Below are 19,680 nucleotides of genomic sequence, written 5' to 3'. Positions count from 1 at the left end.
GATCGGTGGACACCGGCTGCCGCTGCCGCTTGAATCGACGCATGACGGAATCGCTGCGATCGGTATTGGAACGGCACGCGGCCGAGGGGGTGTTCCCCGGACTCGTCGGCGTCGACGGTGCCGCCGATGGCGTCCTCGAAACGGTGGCGGTCGGGGCGCTGCCCGCCGACGCGATCGTGCGCATCCAGTCGATGACGAAGTCCGTGCTCGCGGTCGCGACGCTGCGGCTGGTGCAGCAGGGGCGTCTGGGACTCGACGACCCGGTGGAGCGGTGGCTGCCCGAGCTCGCCGACCGTCGGGTGCTGCGCGAGCCGAACGCGGAACTCGACGACACGGTGCCCGCCGAGCGTCCGATCACCATCCGGCATCTGCTCACGAACACCTCCGGGTACGGGGTGATGACGGTGCCATGCCCGTTGGGGGCGGCCATGGCGGAGGCGGGGGTCGAAGCCGGTCAGGAGCCGCTGGCCATCGGCGCGGAGGATTGGCTGCGCGCGATCGCGTCGCTGCCGCTCGCCTTCCACCCGGGGGAGGGCTGGCGGTACCACCACTCCTTCGGCATCCTCGGGATCCTCCTGTCGCGGGCGACCGGCGGACTGGACGCGCACCTGCGGCGCGAGCTCTTCGAACCGCTCGGCATGGTCGACACCGGATTCAGCGTGCCGCGCGAGCAGGCGCATCGGCTGCCCGCGGCCGTGCGGCGCGTCGCCGACGGTTCGCTGGTCGAGGTCGAACCGGCGGCCGGCGGGCTGTCGGCCGCTCCGGCTCCCTTCGATCTCAGCCACTCCGAGCTCGTCTCGACGGCGGCCGATTTCGCGGCGTTCGCGCGGATGCTTGCGGACGGCGGCCGCCACGAGGGGCGGTCGTTCCTCGCTCCCGAACTGCTCGACCTCATGCGGGCGGATCAGGTTCCCGAGCGCATCAAGGCCGAGGACAGTTTCTTCCCCGGATTCTGGGACGGCACCGGCTGGGGCTTCGGAGTCTCGGTCCTGACGCAGGGGCCGAATGCCGGGCGCTTCGGCTGGTCGGGCGGCCTCGGCACCGACTTCTTCGTGGATCCCGACGGCTCGTTCCGGGTCGTGCTCACCCAGCTGGAGATGGGACCGGAAGTGATGCGGCTCTTCGCCGAACTGCAGTGAGCGGTCGGCCGTCCGACGGTCTCACTTCGTGGCCTCCGAAGGGTCGAAGACCGGCGCGTCGAAGTCGATGTGGTGGCCCTGCAACCACATCATGGATTCCCCGCCGTCGCGCGCCGCGCGACGGAAGATCACCGGCATCATCGTGTCTCGCACGAGCCGCCCGATCGGCCCCGCCGCCTTCCGCGCCGAGCTCCGGCGACCGTGCTCGACGATCCGTTCCACGCGGGCTCGGCGCAGCTCGACGAAACGGCTGAAGGCGGTGCCGGTGTCCGGGCAATCGCGCAGGCACTGCGCGAGTACGACGGCGTCCTCGATCGACATCGCCGCCCCTTGGCCCGCCGCGGGGGCGGTCGCGTGCGCTGCGTCACCGATCAGCACCATGCGGCCGGCGCCGTCGTGCCAGTTCCGCACGACGGGCATGTCGTAGGTGGCCCATCCGGTGAGCGGCGCGGGCGCTGCCTCGAGGATCTCGGCGGACGGTCCGGCGTCGCCCCGCATGAGGTCGCGAAGCCACCCGCGCCATTCCGCGTCGCTCATCGCGGAGAGCGCACCCCGGGCCGGCTCACGGCGCATCGGGGGATTCGCGAACCAGATCGTGCCGCCGTCGGGCGTCCGCATCCAGGCGAAGAAGCAGCGGCTGCCGAACTGCATGACGAATTCCTGGTCGGGGGCATCGACCGCGAGGCCCGGGATGAAGCCGCCGACGTTGAGGACGGGGACGTAGCGCGGAGGCGCGGCCGCCGGATCGATCGTCTGCCGGACCCGAGAGTGGATCCCGTCCGCGCCGATCAGGATGTCGCCCTCGGCCGTCGTGCCGTCGGCGAATCGTGCACGTACGCCCGTCACGGTGCGCTCGGCTCCGACGAACTCCCGGTCGTATTCCACTCGGACGCCCTGCTGCGCGGCCCGGTCGGAGAGCGCCCGGTACAGCTCGGCACGCGGCATCACCACCGATGCCTGGCCGTCGGGTCGCCGCGCGGCCATGGGCATGCCGCCCAGCGAGCGCCCGGATCCGTTCACGAAGCCGATGCGATCGACGGGGTAGCCGAGCGCTTCGACGGACTCCGCCATTCCGATGGCGCGCAGGGCGTCCATGCCGTTGGCCTGGAAGGTGATCCAGGCGCCTCGTCGATCGTCGTCGCGGCTTCCCCGTTCGAAGACGGTCGAGTCGATACCGACCCGGCTGAGGGCGACCGCGAGGACGGGGCCGGCGATGCCGCCGCCGATGATGAGCGCGTGCATGATGGGGTCCTCCATGAGTCGGGCGTCGGCGTGGACGCCGGGCCGCAGATGAGATAGCTTGATATTCAAGCAATCATGAAGCGGAGGTAGCTTGATTGTCAAGCAATATCCCTGAGTCTCTCGCGGCGCTCGGTCCGGCCATCCAGCACTATCAATCGACCGTCGACGATTTCGACCGCGAGACCGCTCGGCTCCTCGGGGTGAACCGCACCGACCAGCGCTGCCTCGAGGCGCTCGCGGACTCGGGGGACGACGGGCTGACCCCTCGCGAGATCGCGGATCGCCTGGCGCTCACCTCGGGGAGCGTGACGACGATGCTCGACCGGTTGGCGCACGCCGGGTACGTCTCGCGATCCCGCCATCCGGAGGACGGGCGGCGGCTGATCGTCAGGCTCACCCCGACCGCGGGCCGGCGGATCTGGGAGCTCATCGACCCGCACATCGCGGAGTCCACGGCGGTCGTCGCCGAGGGCTTCGCGACGGAAGAGCTCGAAGCGGTCCGGCGGTTCCTCGAGACCATCACGAGCGTGCAGCGCGCCCATGTAGTCGCGCTGCGGGAGCGGGACGCGTTCGGAAGCATCGAGGGCTCCTCGTGACCGCCGAGTTCTGGCGCAGCGAAGCGCTTCCGCAGCTGGAATCGCGACGGTCCTGCCGCGAGGTCGCCTGCTACCGGCCGCACACGCACGACCGCTTCTCGATCGGCCTGATCGACGCCGGCGAGTCGAGCTTCACCGGTGCGAGCGGCCGGGCCGTCGAGCTCCGGTCGGGCGATGTGCTCTGCATCCCCGCAGGGCACGTGCACGCCTGCAACCCCGAGGGCGGACGCTGGGAGTACCAGATGATCCACGCGGACCAGTCCTGGATCCGGCAGCTGCTCGGCGCGGCTGGCCCGGAGGCAGGGGAGACGGAGCGGCTGCTCGGAGCCATCTCGGTGTTCCGGGTACCCGGGCTGCACCGGCGATTCGATGCGCTCAACGAACGCTTGTTCGCGGGCGGAGTCCCGGATCCGGCTCGCATCGGCGACGAGTTGCGGAACGGTCTGCGCCGATGCGCGCGAGCCGTACCGCTGCACCGGGAGGCGCCGGTCTCCGACCCGGAGACGAGCACGCGGTTGCGGGCAGTGATCGCGCGGCTCCGCGATGACGAGACGGCGCCGGCGCTCGGCGAGCTCGCGGAACTCGCCGGGATGAGTCGATTCCAGCTGATCCGTGCCATGAAGCGGACCACGGGACTGACGCCGACCTCCTGGCGCCACGATCATCGGGTCAACGCCGCCCGAAGACTGCTGCGTGAAGGCGGCACGCTCGCGGGTGTCGCCGCCGAGCTCGGCTTCGCGGATCAGAGCCACTTCCACCGGGTATTCCGCTCCCACGTCGCGAGCACACCGGGGAGCTATCGGGCGTAGCTCCGTGCAATCCCGTTCAAGACGGGGGCGCGCGGCTCGTCGAGGATCGGTTCGTGATGCTCTCGCCCGAAACGCTGCAGTCCGCTTCCGACACCCTTCGATCGCTCGCGTTGGACGAGCGACTCAAGCAGCGCGCGCTGGAGATACCGGATCTTGCGCATGCCCTGCGTCGCGTCGCCGCCAGATACATCGCCGGCGATACCGCGGCGGACGCGATCGCGCTGCTCGGTGCCAATGCCGTACGTGGGCACCTCGGCAGCGTCGAGCTCGTAGGGGAGTCGGTGCGGAGCCGCAGCACGGCCGAGCGCGAGACGCGGCGCCTGGTCGATCTGGCGGCGGGTCTCGCCGCGGAAGAGCGACCGGCGACCATCTGCTTCGACCTCTCGCACATCGGAGCCCTGGTCTCGGCCCGGCTCGGACTGGAGAACGCGAGCCGTATCGCGCAGGCGGCACGCGAAGCGGGTACCTCGGTGCTGATCTCCGCCGAGGGATCCGACCGGACCGACCTGGTGCTCGACCTCTGGGAACGGCTGTCGCACGATTTCCCTGAGACCGGCATCACGCTGCAGGTGCGGCTGCACCGAACGCCCGGAGATCTCGCACGTGTCGCGCGTCGCCCGGGCCCGGTCCGCGTGGTGAAGGGCGCGTTCCTCGAACCGGAGGGCGTAGCGTTCCCGCGCGACTCGGCGCCGATGCTGCAGGCGTATCGGACCGCTGTCGCCGCGCTCGTGCGCGCGGGGCACCCCGTGCGCATTGCGACGCACGACGCGGATCTGGTCAGTGGGCTCCGCACGGATCTCGGTGCGGAGCTGCGCGGCGAGCACGTCGAGTTCGAGGCGTTGCAGGGACTCGGCGTCGAGCTGCTCGACGGGCTGGCGGCGGAGGGCTTCGTCACCCGGGAATACGTGGTGTACGGGCCCGAGTGGTGGCTGTACGTACTCAACCGCATCGCTGAGCATCCCGGGCGAGCGATCCTCGCGCTCGCGGACCTGGGTCTCGCCCGGGCACCGCGCGAGGACGGTGGTGCGACGGCGGGAGCGTCCGTGGCCGTAAGCTGAACGAGATGAGTCTTCCCGAATCGGACAGAGCAGGGCTGCCGGCGCATCGGTAGCCCGAGCCTCCGACACCGCACCACGCATTCCGCGCGCTGATCCGCGCGGAATGCGTGCGCACCCGCTTCGCGCTGCCGAGAGCGCCGAACGAACCCACGTTCGACCTCTCTCGGAAAGACACTCATTCACATGCCGTTCCTGGTATATCTCCTCGCCCTCGCGGTGTTCGCGCAGGGCACCTCCGAATTCATGCTCTCGGGCCTGCTGCCCGGGATCGCTCCGGATCTCGGCGTTTCCGTCGGGGCTGCCGGCCTCCTGACCTCGGGATTCGCACTCGGCATGGTCGTCGGCGCCCCCACCATGGCCGTGCTGGCTCGGCGACTCCCGCCGCGCTGGACACTGAGCGGGTTCCTGCTGCTGTTCATTGCCGCGCACGCGGTCGGTGCGTGCGCGGGCGACTTCGAGACGCTGCTCGTGACCCGTGTCGTGGCGGCGCTCGCGAACGCCGGCTTCCTCGCGGTGACGCTCTCGACCGTGGCACGTGCGGTTCCCCCGAGCTCGCGGACCCGCGCGCTGGCGGTTATCCTCGGCGGGACCACGGTCGCGCTGATCGCCGGAGTACCGGCCGGTGCCCTGGTGGGCGACGCCTTCGGGTGGCGCGCAGCGCTCTGGATCGTGGCGGGCCTGTGCTTCCCCGCGCTCGGCGGAATCCTCGTCGCGGCTCCGGCGGCGGCGGGACCTCGGGCAGTTGCATCGCTGCGTGAGGAGCTGTCTGCTCTGCGCCGCCCCGTGCTGGTCCGATTCATCCTCCTCGCCGCGCTCGCGAACGCGGCGACGTTCTGCACGTTCACCTACCTGGCGCCGATGGTCACCGACGGCGCAGGGATGCCGGCAGCGGCGATTCCCGCGGTACTTGCCCTGTTCGGGGCAGGAGCCTGCATCGGAGTGCTCGCGGCCGGACGGCTCGGCGACCGGCACTGGGGAGCGCTGGTCCGTCGCGTCGCCCCGGCCGCGCTGGTCGGCTGGGTGCTCCTGGGTGCCGGGCTGCGAAGCTCCGTCGCGGTGTGGACGCTCGTGCTTCCGCTGGGTGCGCTCTCCTTCTGCCTCGGGAGCGTGCTCGTCGCGCGAACGATCAGCACCGCGGAATCGGCACCGAACCTGGGCGGATCCTTCGCGACCGCTGCGCTGAACCTCGGCGCTGTCGTCGGGCCCATCGCGGGAGGCGCGATGCTCGGCATCGCGGGTCCCTCGGGTCCTGCGCTGACCAGCGCGGCCTTCGCGCTGGTGGCGTTGCTCCTCGGGTGGACCGGCGGCGGCGGCGTTCGCGGGGGTCGAGGACGCGGCGGGCCGGTCGACGGCTGAGACCGGCGACGCGGCCGCTGCTCCCTAGGATGGCCCCATGACCGATCCGAAGGACCTGGCGGCGCGCATCGACGCGGAACTGCGCGAACGATCCGTTCCCGGCCGGGCGGAGCAGGAGCGCGCCTACCTGAAGAGCGAGCTGGAGCATTACGGGGTTCCGGTGCCGATGGTCCGTTCGGTCGTCAAGCGGGCGCTGCGCGGGGCAGGGTTGGACCGCGGCGATGCGACTGCGCTGGTGGCCGAGCTCTGGGCGGTCCCGGTGCACGAGCGCCGGGCCGCAGCGGTCGAGGTGCTGGTCGCCTCGGTCGGCCTGCTCGGCAGCGAGGACGTTCCGCTGCTGGAGCGGCTCATCCGGGAATCGCGCACCTGGGCGCTCGTGGACGTGCTCGCGGGATCGGTGCTGGGCCCGCTCGTCGAGCGCGATCCCGGCCTCGTCGGAACGCTCGACCGCTGCGCGGCGGATCCGGACTTCTGGATCCGCCGCTCGGTGCTACTCGCGCACCTCGAAGCGCTGCGCGCCGGCGGCGGGGACTTCGACCGCTTTGGCCGCTACGCGGACGGCATGCTGGAGGAGCGCGAGTTCTTCATCCGGAAGGCCATCGGCTGGGTGCTGCGCGATACCTCGCGGAAGCGTCCGGAGCTGGTCTTCGACTGGATCCTGCCTCGTGCGTCCCGCGCTTCGGGCCTCACGATTCGCGAAGCGGTCAAGCGCTTGTCTCCCGAGCAGCGCGAGACGGTGCTCGCCGCGCGCTGACCGTGGCGCGGTCGATGACGCCTCCGTGTCATCGACCGCGCACCGCCGCACGGCGGCTCCGGCGGCTCCGGCGGCTCCGCGGGTTCAGTGCCAGACGGTGAAGATGACGTGCCGGCGTTCGGCGCGGGCCGCGGCGAAGAAGGCGCGCAGCTCGTCGAGCCAGCCGAGCGCGTACGCTTCCTCGTCGTCGCCGTACTCGGGGTTGCGGAGCTCCTCGGGCATGGCGCGGTACGCCTCCGAGAACTCATCGTCGCTCAGCTCGTCGAGATAGTCGGCCACCTCGGCGGCTTCGCCGGGGTTCAGGTGCGTGATCAGTGACTCGTCGTCGTCGTCCTGCAGCTCTCGGGCACCGCCGATCACGCCGCGCGCGGGCCAGGCGTCGTCGGCGCCCGCGGGCGCGATCGCGCAGGCGATCGGATCCCACGCCTTGTCGGTCTCGCAGGCGCGCGAGAACTCGGCCTCGTTCTCCTCGAGCTCGGCGAGAACGGTGCGCAGCGCCGCATCGTCTCCGGCGGCCTCGAGCACTTGCGCCGCCTTCTCGTCGTTCAGACGGAAGTGGAGTCCGAGCTGCATGATGGCGCCTCCTCAGGTCATCGTCCATGCATCGTAGGCTCCGGGGATCCGCCGTTGGAGGCCGGACACGCAGGAACGGCGGTTTCCGATCGCAGGGAAGCGGATCGCGAGGGAGCGGATCGTGAGACCGTTCGGCCGAGAAGAGGTCTGGCCACTCTCGCCGTTGAGCGTGTCCAGACGGGTGCCACGCTACCTCCGACCGGCGCGGACCGCAAAAGACGAGACCGAAACGTGACTTCCGTCGGGTTACTCGAAGCGGTTGACCATTGCGAACGCGGCCCGCTCGACGTAGTCGCGCAGTGCGGCATCGTGCAGCGGAGGGAGCGCGGCCTCGTCGAGCGCGGCGTTCATGTGCGCGAGCCAGCGGTCGCGCGCATCGGGGGTGACGGGGAACGGCGCGTGCCGCATGCGCAGGCGCGGGTGTCCGCGCTCCTCGGAGTATGTGGTCGGGCCGCCCCAGTACTGCTCCAGGAAGAGCTGGAGCCTGCGGATGGCGCCGTCCCAGTCGTCCTGCGGGTACATGGGCGCGAGCACCGGATCCTCTCGCACCCCGCGGTAGAAGGTGCGAACGATGCGCTCGAAGGTCTCGCTCCCGCCGATCTGACCCCAGACCGTGTCGGTGACCGCCGCGCCCTGCTCCGCGGAGCGAAGCGTGAGGCGCGGCGTCGGGGGATCGGTCTGTCCGGCGAGGCTCGGTTGTTCGCTCATTTGGCGCCTCCGGGAGGATTGGGGAGCTGATCGGAGAGCTGGATACCCTCGGCGGCGAAGCGACGGCGGATCTCGGCGCGGATGCCGCGCTGGACCTCCCACTGCGCCTCCGGGCGCGTGCGCACCGCGAGGCGCAGGGTGGCGCGGTCGCCGAAGACGCTCTCGAGGCCGAGGATCTCGGGCTCGCCGGTGACCTTGCGGGCGAACTTCTCGGAGTGGAGCAGCGCTCGGGCGGCTTCGAGTGTCACCTCGGAGACGTGGCTGAGGTCCTGGTCGGCGGCGACGGTCACGTCGATGAGCGCCCGACCCCAGCCCTGCGAGGCGTTGCCGAGGGTCAGGATCTCTCCGTTGCGCACAAACCAGAGCGTGCCGTCCATGGCGCGAACCCGGGTGACCCGGATCCCGACGTCCTCGACGGTGCCGTTGACCGTGCCGATGGTGACCACGTCGCCGATGCCGAGCTGGTCCTCGAACACCATGAAGATGCCGTTGAGCACGTCCTTCACGATGTTCTGCGCGCCGAAGGCGAGGCCCGCCGCGATCACGCCGGCCGAAGCGAGGACCGCGGTGAGGTTGACCCCCAAGCTGCTGAGGATCAGCACCACCGCGGTCAGCACGATCACCCATGTGATGACCACTCGGCCGACGGTGCCGAGCGTGCGCGTGCGCTGCACGGCCCGCGCGTTCACGTACGGCGCGGCCTGGATCTCCGAGGTCGTGTCGACGTCCTGCGCCTTCTTGACCCCGCGCACGATCTGATTGACCGCGCGCATGAGCAGCTTGCGCAGGATCCAGTTCGCGAGGATCGCGAGGACGACGATCAGCACGATGTTGAGCGGCACGTCGTAGGTCTTCAGGAAGTCCTGGATCGCCGCGCCCGCGGTGTTCTCGGCCGTCTGCAGCATCTACACCTCCGCGTCGGCGGTCTGCGCCGCGAGCGCCCGCTCGACGCCCGACAGGTGCTCGGAGACGAGGCGGCGCAGGGCTGCCGGAGCACCGGGGGAGGCGTCGAGCCAGGCGGCGGTCGCCGCGCGCAGGCGCTCGTCGGCGAGGGGCGACGGGAAGAAGCCCTCGACGAGCTCCTCGGCGATCGCGTGGCTGCGCGAGCCCCAGATGTCCGAGATCGAGTCGAAGTACCGGGTGACGAACGGCTCGAGCAGGGCGAGGTCGGCGGCCCGGGTGAACCCGATCGCCGTGGCGCGCACGATGAGGTTGGACGCCGTGCTCGCGTCGAACACCGAAGCCCAGGCCGCGGCCTTGTCGTCGGGGGTGGGGAGTGCCGCTCGCGCGTGCGCTGCAGACTGCTCGCCGGTGGCGGTGCGGTCGTCGGCCAGCGCGGCCTCGATCTCCTCGCGGGTCGCGCGGCCGCCCGCGGCGAGGGCGATGAGCAGCTCCCAGCCGAGGTCGGTGTCGATGTCGAGTCCGTCGAGCGGAGCGGTGCCGTCGAGCAGCGCGAGGACGATATCGAGCTGGTCGGGGGTCGCGGCGAGCTGCGCGAAGGCGCGGACGAACTGGAACTGCCGGTCGGAGGCGGGGTCCGCATCGGCCGCCAACTGCCAGAGCGCATCGGCGACCCGCTCCAGGGTCGCGGTGCGCCGGGCGGGGGAGACGTAGCTCTCGGACGCCAGGAGCAGCTGGTTCAGCAGGGTGCGGAGCGTCGTCGACGCGTCTTCGGCGCCGATGTGGGCGAGCACCAGGTCGATGAAGCGGGACGCCGGGAACTCGGCATCGCGGGTCGCGTCCCAGAGACTGCCCCAGAGCAGCGCCCGCGCCAACGAATCCTCCACCCCGCCCAGAACCTCCGTGACCGTCGCGAGGGAACGGTCATCGAGACGGATCTTCGCGTAGCTCAGATCGTCGTCGTTGAGCAGCAGCAGATCCGGCTGCACCACCCCGACGAGTTCGGGGACCTCGGTCAGCGGGCCATCGATATCGATCTCGATCCGCCGCACCCGCCGCACCACCGCCTGCGCGCCCTCGCCCACGGTGTCGTACAGGCCGACCGCGATGCGGTGCGGGCGCAGCGTCGGATACGCGTCGATCGCGGTCTGCCGGACCGCGAACCGGGCGTACCGGCCGTCCGCGTCGAGCGCGAACTCGGGACGCAGCGTGTTCACGCCCGCGGTCTCGAGCCACAGCTTCGACCATCCGGCGAGATCGCGTCCGGAACGGGCCTCGAGCTCGCCCAGCAGGTCGGGGAGTTCGGTGTTGCCGTGGTGGTGCTTCACGAAGTAGTCGTGCACGCCCTGCATGAAGGGTTCCCGGCCGACCCAGGCGACGAGCTGCTTGAGCACGGACGCGCCCTTGGCGTACGTGATGCCATCGAAGTTGACGAGCACGTCTTGCAGGTCGCGGATGGGGGCGACGATTGGGTGCGTCGAGGGGAGCTGGTCCTGACGGTAGGCCCAGGACTTCTCGGATGCGACGAAGGTGGTCCAGCAGTCGCTCCACTCGGTCGCCTCGGCGGTCGCGAGCGTCGACATGTACTCGGCGAAGGACTCGTTGAGCCAGAGGTCGTTCCACCAGCGCATGGTGACGAGGTCGCCGAACCACATGTGGGCGAGCTCGTGCAGGATCGTGACGACCCGGCGCTCGCGCATGGCGTCGGTGACCTGGCTGCGGAACACGTAGGCCTCGGTGAAGGTCACGGCGCCCGCGTTCTCCATCGCGCCGGCGTTGAACTCGGGGACGAAGAGCTGATCGTACTTGTCGAACGGGTAGGCGTAGTCGAACTGCTCCTCGAAGAAGGCGAAGCCCTCGCGCGTCTTGTCGAAGACGTAGTCGGCGTCGAGGTGCGGTGCCAGGGACTCCCGGCAGAAGACGCCGAGGGGGATCGTGCGGCCGTCGCGGCTGGTCAGCTCGGAGCGGACCTCTCGGTAGGGGCCGGCGATGAGCGCGGTGATGTAGCTCGACATGACCGGGGTCGGCTCGAACGCCCAGGTCGACAGCGCCTCGCCGTCGCGCTCGCCGGCCGCCGCGGGCTCGGGCGTCGGCTGGTTGCCGACCATCTTCCAGCGGGCGGGCGCCGTGACGGTGAACTGGAACGTGGCCTTCAGGTCGGGCTGCTCGAACACCGCGAACACGCGCCGGGAGTCGGGCACCTCGAACTGCGTGTAGAGGTAGGCCTCGCCGTCGGCGGGATCCACGAAGCGGTGCAGACCCTCGCCCGTGTTCGTGTAGCGCTGCTCGGAGACGATGGTGAGCACGTTCTCGGCGGCGAGCCCGTCGAGCTGCACGCGCGAATCGGCGAAGGCGGAAGCGGGGTCGATGGCGCGGCCGTTGAGGTCGATGCTCAGCACGCGCTCGGCGATGAGATCGATGAACGTCGCAGCGCCCTCGGTCGCGTCGAAGCGCGCCACGGTCTCGGCGCGGAACAGCTCGGGGCCGGTCGCGAGATCGAGCGCGACGGCGTAGCTGCGGGACGTGACGATGGCGGCGCGCTCCTGCGCCTCGGCGCGGGTGAGGTTCTCTCCGGGCACGATGCTCCTTCTGCTGCAGTGGTTCTGTGCGATGGAATACGGGGTCGCGGCGCCGATGGTGCGGGCCGCGGATCGACTCAAGACTATTCCCACCCGCCGACATCCCGCCGTGCTCCGCCTGTCCGTCTTCGGTGAGGTTCCTGACCGCCCGGGCGGCGCGCGACCGGAGGGCTACGCTGAGGACATGACGGAAACGCGTGCGCTCGGAACCTCGGACCTGCTCGTCTCGGCGGTCGGACTCGGCTGCAACAACTTCGGCCGGCCGGGCTCGGCCACCGAGGATCAAGCCGGGACCGACCGTGTGATCGGGGCCGCGATCGATGCGGGGATCACCTTCTTCGACACCGCCGATCTGTACGGGTACTCGTTCGGGCGGAGCGAGGAGATGATGGGCCGCGTGCTGGGCGCCCGGCGCGACGGCATCGTGCTCGCGACCAAATTCGGATACCCGGACTCCGGCGCGCCGTACGGCGGGGCGCGCGGATCGCGCGAGTTCATCCGAGCCTCGGTCGAGGGATCCCTCTCGCGTCTTCGCACCGACCGGATCGATCTGTACCAGATGCACTGGCCCGACACGGAGACGCCGATCGCCGAGACGCTGTCGGCGCTCGACGAGCTCGTGCGCGAGGGCAAGGTGCGTGCGATCGGGCACTCGAACTTCTCGGCCGAGCAGATCGACGAGGCGGCCCGCGTCGCGACCGAGCTCGGCGGCGCGGCCTTCGTCTCGGCCCAGAACGAGCTGAGCCTCGTGAACCGCGAGACGGATCGCGAGGTGACGCCGGCGGCGCTGCGCAACGGGCTCGGGCTCCTGCCCTTCTTCCCGCTCGCCAACGGGCTGCTCACGGGCAAGTTCACGCGCGATCACTTCCCGGCCGATTCGCGGATCATGCGGCAGCGCCCGCACGTGGCCGAGCAGGCGGACTGGGACGCGCTCGACGCCTATCGGGATCTCTGCGAGGCCTGGGGCGTCACCATGCTGGAGGCGACCTTCGGGTGGCTGCTCGAACATCGGCCGATCGCGAGCGTGATCGCGGGCGCGACCCAGATCGAGCAGGTGCGGCAGAACGCCGCGGCGGGCTCGGCGTTCCGTCCGAGCGCCGAGCAGTCAGCGCAGATCGACGCCCTCTTCCCGATCCCGAGCTGAGTCGGGCGAGCCGGGTGCCGCGGTGGTGCCGGCATCGCCCGCATCCGTCGGTGCGGCCGTCGAGGCGGCTTTGGCATCGCGCCTGCGCCCGCTGATGCGGCTGGTGACGATCTCGACGAGCAGGCCGATGACGAACGCGGTGGCGATGCCGAGCACCAGCGCGAGCAGCGGATGGTTGCCGAACACGTGCCCGAAGACGGCGCCGATGGCGATGGAGTACGCGGACCAGAAGACCGCGGCGAACGCCGCGGCGATCGTGAACTTGCGGACTGGATAGCCGGTGGTGCCCGCTGCGAGGTTGACGGCGGTGCGTCCGACGGGCACGAAGCGGCCGGTCATGATGAGGATGGGACCGCTGCGGTCGATGGCGTGCGTCGCCCAGGCGAGTGCTTTCGAGACGCGGCGGCCCGAGAGCCACTTCGGTCGGCTGTCACCGAGCCTGCGTCCGATGCGGAAGACGATCTGGTCGCCCGTGAACGCGCCGACGGCCGCGATCACGCCGAGCCACAGCAGCGCCTCGGGGTGATCCTTCGCGACGACGGTGGCCACCGCGATCACGACGGATTCGCTCGGGACCGGCGGGAACGCCGCGTCCACGATGCAGAGCATGAGGACCACGAGCAGGATCCAGGGGGACTCGACGGTCGCCATCGCGAACGCCTGAATGGCATCGGTGATCCACTGGAACAGGCGCCCCGCCCCCTTCGTCGAAATGTCAGATCTCCAGCTTAGGATCGTCACATGGGAAACACACCGACGTCCGTCGAGTTCTGGTTCGATCCGATCTGCCCCTGGTGCTGGATGACGAGCCGCTGGGCCAGCGAGGTCGCGAGCGTGCGCGGCTTCGACATCGCATGGCACCCGATCAGCCTGCGCATCATCAACGAGAACAATCCCGACGACTCGCACCACGAGCACCACGTGCGCGGCCATCGCTTCGGCCGCGTGGTCGAGGCGGCCCGTCGCGAGGCCGGCGAGTCGGTCGTCGGCCCGCTCTACACGGCCATCGGAACGCGGGTGCACCCCGGTGAGCGCGAGGACGTCGAGGCGATCGTCGCCGAATCGCTCGCGGAGGTCGGCATCGCGGGCGAGGCTGCGCAGCGCATCGCGGCCGAGGCCGACCTCGAGACCTCGGACGCGCAGCTGCGCGCCAACACCGCGCACGCGCTCGAGATCGCGGGTCCCGACGTGGGCGTTCCGATCATCTCGATCGACGGCGTCGCCTTCTTCGGTCCGGTCGTGACCCCGGCGCCCACGGGCGACGCGGCGCTCCGACTGTGGGACGGCATCCACGCGGCCGCGAGCGTGCCCGGCTTCTACGAACTCAAGCGGGGCCGCACCGCCGGCCCGCAGTTCTGAATCCGGCCCCTCGGGCTGCCGATAGGATCGCAGTCATGCGTATTCACGTTGCGACCGACCACGCCGGACTCGAATTCAGTCAGCAGCTGCAGCAGCACCTGCGCGAGCAGGGGCACGAGGTGATCGATCACGGTCCCGCCGAGTACGACGCGCTCGACGACTACCCGTCGTTCTGCATCAACGCCGCCGTCGGCGTCGCTCGCGATCAGCGCGACGGCGTCGAGGCGCTGGGCGTGGTGTTCGGCGGTTCGGGCAACGGCGAGCAGATGGCCGCCAACAAGGTCGAGGGGATCCGCGCCGCGCTGGTCTGGAACGAATCGACCGCGAGCCTCGCGCGCGAGCACAACAACGCGAACGTGATCTCCATCGGTGCGCGCCAGCACCCGGTGGAGGACGCGATCCGCTTCATCGACCTGTTCATCGCGACTCCGTTCCCCGGCGACGAGCGCCACGTGCGCCGCATCGGCCAGCTCGGCGAGTACGAGCGCACCGGCCTCATCGCCGGCAAGCAGGTCGACGCGATCTAAGCGATATGCCCGAAGGACACTCCGTACACCGGATCGCCCGCCAGTTCGCCGCGAACTTCGTGGGCGGTCCGGTGGCGGTCTCGAGCCCGCAGGGCCGTTTCGCCCCGGGCGCGGCGATCATCGACGGTCGCGAGATGATCGATGCCCGTGCCGTCGGCAAGCAGATGTTCCTCGAGTTCGCCGGGGCTCCCGGCGAGGATCCGCACTGGCTGCGCGTCCATCTCGGCATCTACGGAGCCTGGGACTTCGCCGGAGCGGTGCGCGTCGATCCGAGCATCCAGATCCACGGCGTCACGCCTGGGCACTCCAAGCTGGGACAGACGGGGGAGTACTCCCGTCCCGACGGCGCGGCTCCCGTCGACCGCGACGGCGAGGACTCGGTGACCTCGATCGGCGCACCGCGGCGCACCCGGGTGCGCATGGCCGAACACGACCGCGAGAGCGACGAGCTCGGTGCGTTCCCCCCGGAGCCGGTCGGCCAGGTGCGCGTGCGCCTGCTCAACGATCTCGTGTGCGCCGATCTCCGCGGTCCGACGGCCTGCGAGGTACTCACGCCGGCTGAGGCCGACGCCGTGATCCAGCGCCTGGGGCCCGATCCGGCGAACGCGAACACGCCTCGCGAGCGCGACCGCTTCGTCGAGCGGGCCGCGAAGAAGAAGACCCCGATCGGCCTCGTGCTCATGGACCAGTCGGTCGTCGCGGGGATCGGCAACGTCTACCGGGCCGAGATGCTGTTCCGAGCGGAGCTCGATCCGCACACCCCGGCGAATTCGCTCGACCGCACGGTGCTCGAAGCGCTGTGGGACGACTGGGCGCACCTGCTCGAGATCGGGATCACCGTCGGGCAGATGATCACCATCGACGGACTCGAGGGCGAGGCCTACCAGCGTGCGCTGACCGAGCGCGATGAGCGGCACTGGGTCTACAAGCTCGAGGGGACGCCCTGCAAACGCTGCGGCACGAACATCGCACTGGAGGAGATGGCGAACCGCAAGCTCTACTGGTGCCCCGGCTGTCAGACCTGACCCCGGCCGGCACCGGCCCGGATCCGATCCGCGACCCGGCACCGGCCGGCGTCGGGCGGCTGCGCAGGCCCGCGCCCAGTACGCTGGTGTGCATGCGTGACTTCCTCTCGACCGTGATCGGCAAGTCGGTCCGTCAGGTCGCCCGGCTGCGCGGCGGAGGCTCCGCGCTCCCCGGTCTCGTCGTCGAAAAGCTCGATCCCGGGTATCTCGCCCGCGTGCTCGGCCGTCTGCCGCACGGCGTGGTCGCGGTGAGCGGCACCAACGGCAAGACGACCACCACGAAGATGATCGTCGAGATCCTGGAGGCCCAGGGCCTGCGGGTGTTCACGAACCGCACCGGTTCGAACTTCTCGCGCGGCGTCGTCGCGGCGGCGGTGCAGGAGAGCTCGATCGGCGGGCGCCTCGCGGCGGACATCGCGGTGCTCGAGCTCGACGAGGCCCACGCCATGCACTTCATCGCGAAGGTGAAGCCGCGGCACACGCTGCTGCTCAACGTGCTGCGCGACCAGCTCGACCGTTTCGGCGAGATCGATGCGACCGCGAAGCTGCTGCAGCGGATCGCCGACGCGACCACCGACGGGGTCGTGGTGAACCGCGAGGATCCGCTGCTCGCCGCGGTGGGGGCGCGCGTCGCCGAGTCCGGCAGGGGGGTCGCCGTGCGCGAGTTCGGGCTCTCCCCGAATCTCCGTGCGATGTTCCCGAGCGACGACGATTTCCACGCCGGCGCGCCCGCGGACGACGCCCCCGAGGTCGAGACGCCCGACGCAGGACCCGCCGACGTGACCCTCGTCGAGGTCGGCGATCACTCCGCGGTGTTCCGCATCGACGGTGAGGATCGGGCGACGACGCTCAAGCTCGAGGGCCTCTACAACACCTTCAACGCCGCGGCGGCGCTCTCGACCGTGCGGATGGTGCTCGGCGATGCCGACCCCGACGCGCTGCTCTCGGCGCTCTCGGAGGTGCGTCCGGCGTTCGGTCGCGGTGAGCAGCTGGTGCTCGACGGGCAGCCGCTCGAGCTGGTGCTGGTGAAGAACCCTGCGGGGTTCCGCCTCGCGCTCGCCTCGTTCGCTCCCGAGGGCGTCGGCACCATGATCGCGATCAACGACCAGTACGCCGACGGACGCGACATGTCGTGGCTGTGGGACGTGGACTTCGCCTCGCTCGCGTCCGAGGGCGTCGACACCGTCTCGGGCGCGCGCGCCTGGGACATGGCGCTGCGGCTCGAGCACGACGAGGTCGCGGTCGGCACGGTGCAGGAGGATCTCGCGGCAGCGCTTGCCGGCTTCCGGGAGCGCACCCCCGGGCGCCCGCGACGCATCTTCTGCACTTACACGGCGATGCTCGCGCTGCGCAAGGAGCTGGCCACCCTGACCGATGTGGAGGAGATCTGGTGAACGAGGATCAGCAGGATCGGACGGCTCCGCGCGAGCTCGTCATCGTCTCCCTCTACCCGAGGGACATGAACATCTACGGGGATCGCGGCAATGTGCTCTCGCTGGCCCGGCGCGCGCGCCTGCAGGGGTTCGAGCCGCGCATCATCGAGATCAATCCTGGGGACCCGCTACCCGACCGGATCGACATCATGGTTGGCGGAGGCGGGCAGGACTCGGGCCAGGGGCGCGTCGCGATCGACCTCGTCGACAAGCGGGATCGGATCCGCGAGCTCGCGGAGGACGGCACTCCGATGCTCATGATCTGCGGGCTCTACCAGCTCTTCGGTCATCGCTTCGTCACCTACACGGGTGAGGAGCTCGTGGGGATCGGCGTGCTCGACGTCGAGACGCGCGGCGACGACACGCGCATGATCGGCAACATCGTGCTCGAGAGCGACGAGTTCGGCGAGATCATCGGGTACGAGAACCACAGCGGCGTCACGACGCTCGGTCCGGGGTCGGTGCCGTTCGGGCGGGTGACGCAGGGCGCGGGGAACAACCCGAGCGACGGCGTGGAGGGTGCGCGGACCGGCAATGTGATCGGCAGCTACCTGCACGGCTCGCTGCTGCCGAAGAATCCGGCGATCAGCGATTTCCTGATCGCCCGCGCCGCGGAGCGGCGGTACGGGTCGTTCGAGCCGACCGCAGCGGCGGCCGCGGGGGACCGCACGGTCGAGCAGGCGCGCGCGAGCGCGAAGCGCCGTCCGCGCTGATCGCGCCGCGCCGACTCGCGGTTTCGAGAAGAAACCGTGAGTTCGGGGAATATTCATCGCAACAGTTGCATTCAACTGAATGGATCGTGAGAGAATGATCCTCGTACTTGAATCATCAACCGTTGGAGGGCGCACGCCATGACCATCACCGCAGATCAGATCCCCGGCTACCGCACCGGCACCTGGAAGATCGACCCGACTCACTCGGAGGTCGGCTTCTCGATCCGCCACCTCGCCATCAGCAAGGTCAAGGGCAAGTTCGAGAAGTTCGACGCGACCTTCCAGACCGGCGAGAACCCGCTGGATTCGACCGTCTCCGCGACGGCCGAGGTCGCCTCGGTCAACACCAACCAGGCGGACCGTGACGGTCACCTGCGCACCGGCGACTTCTTCCTCGCCGACGAGCACCCCGAGCTGAGCTTCGTCTCGACCGGTGCTCGCGAGGACGGTGGCGATTTCCTCGTCGACGGCGATCTCACCATGCGCGGCGTGACCAAGCCCGTCACCTTCGCCTTCGAGTTCGGCGGCTTCGGCGAGGACGCCTACGGCAACTACAAGGCCGGCTTCACCGCCACCACCGTGGTCAAGCGCGAGGACTTCGGCCTGACCTGGAACGCGCCGCTCGAGAAGGGCGGGCTGCTGCTCGGCTCCGACGTCACCATCAACATCGACGTCCAGGCCGCACTGGTCCAGGACTGAGCGCGCTGCGCGCCCGGGCGTCGACCCGGGCTGCGTGAGCGATGAACAGGGCCGGCCCCCGGAAGGGGGCCGGCCCTGTTCTGGTCAGTCAGGAGGAGGCCGGGGCCGAGCCCGAGCTCAGTGCTTCGAGCGCCGCGATGGTCTTCTCGAGGTGGGCGGCCTGCTCCGGGTCGCCCACCCAGAGCTCGAGGTACTCCCGATCCTCCTCATCGGAGTCCCGGATCCGGTGCAGCCAGGCGAGCAGGACCCGCGTCCCCTCTGCGGTCGCTTCGAGCGCGACGCCGCCGAGCGCCGGATCCGCGAGCTGGTCGGTGTCCCCGGTCAGGATCTCGGAGAGCGCGAGCGCGGTGACGTCGAACAGGTACTCGTCGTCGCCCGGATCGTCGCTGAGGAACCCCTCGTTCCGAGCCGCGGCGACGAGCTCGTCCGCGGTGACGCTGCTCCGCTCCGCGGCCAGCCCCTCGATCGCGGAGAGGAGCTCGAGGCCCTCATCGCTCTGCAACGCCTTCACGCCCCATGCACCCATGCCTTCAGACTAGGCGGTTCTCCGTTCCAGGGAAACCGGGTAAGAATGGGGGCTCGACTGCGGGCCCTATTCTTGCGACTTCTTGCGCCCGACGCTGGGGTCGAAGCCTGAGGCCGCGCAGGCGTCGATGGTGCGGTTCACCGCATCGACGAAGAGACTGACTGCGGGAGTGCGCTCGTTCTGCAGGAGCAGTGCTGGATCTTCGGGGAGCGCCGCGACGGTCTCGTCCATTCGGTCGCGGATCTCGCCGCTCGCACGTTTCGCGATCCTCCGGACCTCCGCGGACCGCTGCGTCGCGGTTTCCAGGCGAATCTGGCGCGGTCGAGGCTCACTCGCGTCCGAACCCTCGAAACCCAACTCGATCTCCCAAGTCGCGATGATGAATTCGTCGCAGGGCGCATCGTTCGGATGCTCAAGAGCCGCAATTGCTTCGGCGGTGCAGCCTGAAAGCGAAAGGGCGCCGCCGGTGCACAGCACCAGGAGGATCGCAGCGAGGCGAGGTGCGGGTATCCGAGTGGGCATGGCCGCAGCCTAGCCAGC

Annotated in this window: 21 protein-coding genes; 13 read left to right on the top strand and 8 right to left on the bottom strand. The window is 70.1% G+C overall.

Annotated features, from left to right (window positions below; translation table 11 throughout):
- Positions 1-41: 41 nt before the first annotated feature.
- Complete coding sequence (locus tag XM48_RS11700) at positions 42-1,139, top strand: serine hydrolase (RefSeq protein WP_052961480.1); 1,098 nt, start codon at positions 42-44, stop codon at positions 1,137-1,139.
- Between the two features lie 21 nt (positions 1,140-1,160).
- Here XM48_RS11700 and XM48_RS11695 read toward each other — a convergent pair whose 3' ends face one another.
- Entirely contained in the window at positions 1,161-2,450 is a 1,290-nt protein-coding gene (locus tag XM48_RS11695) for an NAD(P)/FAD-dependent oxidoreductase (protein ID WP_197074198.1), read from the bottom strand.
- 26 nt (positions 2,451-2,476) lie between these two features.
- Between XM48_RS11695 and XM48_RS11690 the strand changes: the two genes are divergently transcribed.
- The 5 genes from XM48_RS11690 to XM48_RS11670 all read left to right on the top strand — a co-directional run bounded on the left by XM48_RS11690 (position 2,477) and on the right by XM48_RS11670 (position 6,954).
- Positions 2,477-2,977: a MarR family winged helix-turn-helix transcriptional regulator gene (locus XM48_RS11690; RefSeq protein ID WP_046455991.1), complete on the top strand. Its 501-nt coding sequence runs from the start codon at positions 2,477-2,479 to the stop codon at positions 2,975-2,977.
- On the top strand, positions 2,974-3,786 hold the full coding sequence (locus tag XM48_RS11685) for an AraC family transcriptional regulator (protein ID WP_046455990.1): 813 nt from the start codon (positions 2,974-2,976) through the stop codon (positions 3,784-3,786). The genes XM48_RS11690 and XM48_RS11685 overlap by 4 nt, the downstream gene beginning before the upstream one ends.
- 56 nt (positions 3,787-3,842) lie before the next feature.
- On the top strand, positions 3,843-4,844 hold the full coding sequence (locus XM48_RS11680; RefSeq protein ID WP_046456027.1) for a proline dehydrogenase family protein: 1,002 nt from the start codon (positions 3,843-3,845) through the stop codon (positions 4,842-4,844).
- A gap of 183 nt (positions 4,845-5,027) precedes the next feature.
- Positions 5,028-6,200: a Cmx/CmrA family chloramphenicol efflux MFS transporter gene (locus XM48_RS11675; protein ID WP_046455989.1), complete on the top strand. Its 1,173-nt coding sequence runs from the start codon at positions 5,028-5,030 to the stop codon at positions 6,198-6,200.
- A 37-nt stretch (positions 6,201-6,237) separates the two neighbouring features.
- Positions 6,238-6,954 carry a DNA alkylation repair protein gene (locus tag XM48_RS11670; protein ID WP_046455988.1) on the top strand — a complete coding sequence of 239 codons (717 nt, stop codon included), beginning with the start codon at positions 6,238-6,240 and terminating at the stop codon, positions 6,952-6,954.
- An 84-nt stretch (positions 6,955-7,038) separates the two neighbouring features.
- On the opposite strand, the gene XM48_RS11665 is transcribed toward XM48_RS11670, so the two are convergent.
- The 4 genes from XM48_RS11665 to pepN form a co-directional block, all read right to left on the bottom strand.
- Positions 7,039-7,527 (bottom strand): DUF1877 family protein, encoded by a 489-nt coding sequence (locus tag XM48_RS11665; RefSeq protein WP_046455987.1) that lies wholly within the window; start codon positions 7,525-7,527, stop codon positions 7,039-7,041.
- Positions 7,528-7,773: 246 nt separating this feature from the next.
- Complete coding sequence (locus tag XM48_RS11660) at positions 7,774-8,235, bottom strand: globin (RefSeq protein WP_084821148.1); 462 nt, start codon at positions 8,233-8,235, stop codon at positions 7,774-7,776.
- Positions 8,232-9,140, bottom strand: a complete 909-nt coding sequence (locus tag XM48_RS11655) for a mechanosensitive ion channel family protein (RefSeq protein ID WP_046455986.1) — start codon at positions 9,138-9,140, stop codon at positions 8,232-8,234. The genes XM48_RS11660 and XM48_RS11655 overlap by 4 nt, the downstream gene beginning before the upstream one ends.
- Entirely contained in the window at positions 9,141-11,714 is a 2,574-nt protein-coding gene (gene pepN / locus XM48_RS11650) for an aminopeptidase N (protein ID WP_046455985.1), read from the bottom strand.
- A 184-nt stretch (positions 11,715-11,898) separates the two neighbouring features.
- On the opposite strand from pepN, the gene XM48_RS11645 reads away from it, so the two are divergent.
- On the top strand, positions 11,899-12,858 hold the full coding sequence (locus XM48_RS11645) for an aldo/keto reductase (protein WP_046456025.1): 960 nt from the start codon (positions 11,899-11,901) through the stop codon (positions 12,856-12,858).
- On the opposite strand, the gene XM48_RS11640 is transcribed toward XM48_RS11645, so the two are convergent.
- The gene (locus XM48_RS11640; protein ID WP_052961479.1) at positions 12,820-13,509 is read right to left on the bottom strand and encodes a DedA family protein; all 690 of its coding nucleotides are present in this window, start codon (positions 13,507-13,509) and stop codon (positions 12,820-12,822) included. The genes XM48_RS11645 and XM48_RS11640 overlap by 39 nt on opposite strands.
- Before the next feature lie 90 nt (positions 13,510-13,599).
- Here XM48_RS11640 and XM48_RS11635 point away from each other — a divergent pair, with 90 nt between their 5' ends.
- From XM48_RS11635 to XM48_RS11610, 6 genes are all read left to right on the top strand, one after another.
- Complete coding sequence (locus tag XM48_RS11635) at positions 13,600-14,217, top strand: DsbA family protein (protein WP_046455984.1); 618 nt, start codon at positions 13,600-13,602, stop codon at positions 14,215-14,217.
- 35 nt (positions 14,218-14,252) lie between these two features.
- The gene (locus XM48_RS11630; RefSeq protein WP_046455983.1) at positions 14,253-14,744 is read left to right on the top strand and encodes a ribose-5-phosphate isomerase; all 492 of its coding nucleotides are present in this window, start codon (positions 14,253-14,255) and stop codon (positions 14,742-14,744) included.
- A gap of 5 nt (positions 14,745-14,749) precedes the next feature.
- Complete coding sequence (locus XM48_RS11625; RefSeq protein WP_046455982.1) at positions 14,750-15,769, top strand: Fpg/Nei family DNA glycosylase; 1,020 nt, start codon at positions 14,750-14,752, stop codon at positions 15,767-15,769.
- A gap of 92 nt (positions 15,770-15,861) precedes the next feature.
- Entirely contained in the window at positions 15,862-17,163 is a 1,302-nt protein-coding gene (locus XM48_RS11620; RefSeq protein WP_046456023.1) for a Mur ligase family protein, read from the top strand.
- A complete protein-coding gene (locus XM48_RS11615) occupies positions 17,157-17,915 on the top strand; it encodes a type 1 glutamine amidotransferase (protein ID WP_046456022.1) in 759 nt (252 codons plus the stop codon). Before XM48_RS11620 ends, XM48_RS11615 begins: the two co-directional genes overlap by 7 nt.
- Before the next feature lie 138 nt (positions 17,916-18,053).
- On the top strand, positions 18,054-18,614 hold the full coding sequence (locus XM48_RS11610; protein WP_046455981.1) for a YceI family protein: 561 nt from the start codon (positions 18,054-18,056) through the stop codon (positions 18,612-18,614).
- Between the two features lie 88 nt (positions 18,615-18,702).
- Here XM48_RS11610 and XM48_RS11605 read toward each other — a convergent pair whose 3' ends face one another.
- Together XM48_RS11605 and XM48_RS17975 are read right to left on the bottom strand one after the other, a co-directional pair.
- Complete coding sequence (locus tag XM48_RS11605) at positions 18,703-19,140, bottom strand: hypothetical protein (protein WP_046455980.1); 438 nt, start codon at positions 19,138-19,140, stop codon at positions 18,703-18,705.
- A gap of 66 nt (positions 19,141-19,206) precedes the next feature.
- Entirely contained in the window at positions 19,207-19,662 is a 456-nt protein-coding gene (locus XM48_RS17975) for a hypothetical protein (RefSeq protein WP_156175050.1), read from the bottom strand.
- Between the last annotated feature and the right edge of the window lie 18 nt (positions 19,663-19,680).

Source organism: Leucobacter sp. Ag1 (assembly GCF_000980875.1).
GTDB classification, from domain to species: domain Bacteria; phylum Actinomycetota; class Actinomycetes; order Actinomycetales; family Microbacteriaceae; genus Leucobacter; species Leucobacter iarius.
Note: the sequence above shows the minus strand (reverse complement) of the source record. Positions and strands in the feature narration are given on the sequence as shown.

What these genes read in the sequence shown, in the direction of transcription:
- XM48_RS11700 (WP_052961480.1), top strand. Translation starts at nt 42, where the DNA reads ATGACGGAATCGCTGCGATCGGTATTGGAACGGCACGCGGCCGAGGGG.
- XM48_RS11680 (WP_046456027.1), top strand. Translation starts at nt 3,843, where the DNA reads ATGCTCTCGCCCGAAACGCTGCAGTCCGCTTCCGACACCCTTCGATCG.
- XM48_RS11675 (WP_046455989.1), top strand. Translation starts at nt 5,028, where the DNA reads ATGCCGTTCCTGGTATATCTCCTCGCCCTCGCGGTGTTCGCGCAGGGC.
- XM48_RS11670 (WP_046455988.1), top strand. Translation starts at nt 6,238, where the DNA reads ATGACCGATCCGAAGGACCTGGCGGCGCGCATCGACGCGGAACTGCGC.
- XM48_RS11665 (WP_046455987.1), bottom strand. Translation starts at nt 7,527, where the DNA reads ATGCAGCTCGGACTCCACTTCCGTCTGAACGACGAGAAGGCGGCGCAA.
- XM48_RS11660 (WP_084821148.1), bottom strand. Translation starts at nt 8,235, where the DNA reads ATGAGCGAACAACCGAGCCTCGCCGGACAGACCGATCCCCCGACGCCG.
- XM48_RS11655 (WP_046455986.1), bottom strand. Translation starts at nt 9,140, where the DNA reads ATGCTGCAGACGGCCGAGAACACCGCGGGCGCGGCGATCCAGGACTTC.
- XM48_RS11645 (WP_046456025.1), top strand. Translation starts at nt 11,899, where the DNA reads ATGACGGAAACGCGTGCGCTCGGAACCTCGGACCTGCTCGTCTCGGCG.
- XM48_RS11640 (WP_052961479.1), bottom strand. Translation starts at nt 13,509, where the DNA reads ATGGCGACCGTCGAGTCCCCCTGGATCCTGCTCGTGGTCCTCATGCTC.
- XM48_RS11635 (WP_046455984.1), top strand. Translation starts at nt 13,600, where the DNA reads ATGGGAAACACACCGACGTCCGTCGAGTTCTGGTTCGATCCGATCTGC.
- XM48_RS11630 (WP_046455983.1), top strand. Translation starts at nt 14,253, where the DNA reads ATGCGTATTCACGTTGCGACCGACCACGCCGGACTCGAATTCAGTCAG.
- XM48_RS11625 (WP_046455982.1), top strand. Translation starts at nt 14,750, where the DNA reads ATGCCCGAAGGACACTCCGTACACCGGATCGCCCGCCAGTTCGCCGCG.
- XM48_RS11620 (WP_046456023.1), top strand. Translation starts at nt 15,862, where the DNA reads ATGCGTGACTTCCTCTCGACCGTGATCGGCAAGTCGGTCCGTCAGGTC.
- XM48_RS11610 (WP_046455981.1), top strand. Translation starts at nt 18,054, where the DNA reads ATGACCATCACCGCAGATCAGATCCCCGGCTACCGCACCGGCACCTGG.
- XM48_RS11605 (WP_046455980.1), bottom strand. Translation starts at nt 19,140, where the DNA reads ATGGGTGCATGGGGCGTGAAGGCGTTGCAGAGCGATGAGGGCCTCGAG.
- XM48_RS17975 (WP_156175050.1), bottom strand. Translation starts at nt 19,662, where the DNA reads ATGCCCACTCGGATACCCGCACCTCGCCTCGCTGCGATCCTCCTGGTG.